General features: G+C 49.5%; 1 protein-coding gene. It reads right to left on the bottom strand.

The window, feature by feature from the left end; translation table 11 throughout:
• Positions 1-1,075, bottom strand: a 1,075-nt coding sequence (locus A3735_RS02600) for a thymidine phosphorylase (RefSeq protein WP_068637543.1), incomplete at both ends; no start/stop codon positions are given.

The raw sequence follows: 1,075 nt of genomic DNA, 5'->3' as shown, positions 1-1,075 counted from the left end.
GTACCAATATCGACTATATCCCCTAAATGGGTCTTAAAGAGTATACCGGCGGCAGCTGCAGAGGGCGCGCCAGCGAGTTTAGCCAGTTTACTGATAAAGCGGTTATTGATGTAACAAACTATACCCTGTTTATCCGAGAATACCTCATGACGATAGGGGGCCTTGGGTGGTTCCCTCATACCTCCCTGCGCCTCACATATAGCTTGGAATTTTGTCCAGGCTTTGCCTGAATCCAGAATTTCTGTGGCCCTATCAAGGCAGTGATTCGGCTCTGCCGCATCGCCCATTTCCAAAATCTTTGCAGCAATCAGTAGTGCTCTCTGTCTTAGGTCTTGAGGTGCTAGCGGGCTATTTTGTAGTACGGTTAAAATATCTTGCGCTTCCAAGGCAGGGCCGATGCCGAAACCCACGGGTTGTTGGCCATCTGTCATTAGGCAGGATATTTTTAATCCTAAGGCTTCACTGCTTCGTTCTAGCTGTGTCGATAGTTTTGTCGCGTAGTCCATATCGCGAACTTTGGCGGTAATGCCAACCGGCAAATCGATTAAGGCATGTGTTGACCCGGCAGCCACTTTTTTGGATATCACCGATGCGACCAATTGGCCTTCGCTATCAAGGTCGAGTGCACGTTCGACACGAATCAGAATATCATCTGCCGGGCTAAGGCTAACTGAGCCTCCCCAGGCAATACAGCCGCCTTCTTGTTCAACTACTGATCTCATTTGCTCAATGCTCAAGGTCACGGGAGCAAGAGTTTCCATGGTGTCGGCGGTACCGGCAGGTGAGGTAATACCGCGTGAGGAAGTTTTCGGCATGATCAAACCGGCAGCACTTACAATAGCGACGACGATGGGTGTCGTTCTATTGCCAGGTAAGCCTCCAACACAGTGCTTATCCATCACCTTTTCACTGCCCCACTCGAGTTGACTACCTGCATCGACCATGGCCTTGGTAAGGGAAATAATTTCGTCGGTATTGAGTCGGTTTCCTGCACAAGCGGTGACAAAGGCGGCTAGCTGAATGTCAGAATAGTAGCCTCTCGTGATATCGTGAATAATATGCTTGCTAGAGTAGT

The sequence above is a fragment of the Oleiphilus sp. HI0061 genome (assembly GCF_001635675.1).
The sequence above is the reverse complement of the archived record's forward strand: the minus strand, read 5'-3'. Positions and strand labels throughout refer to the sequence as shown.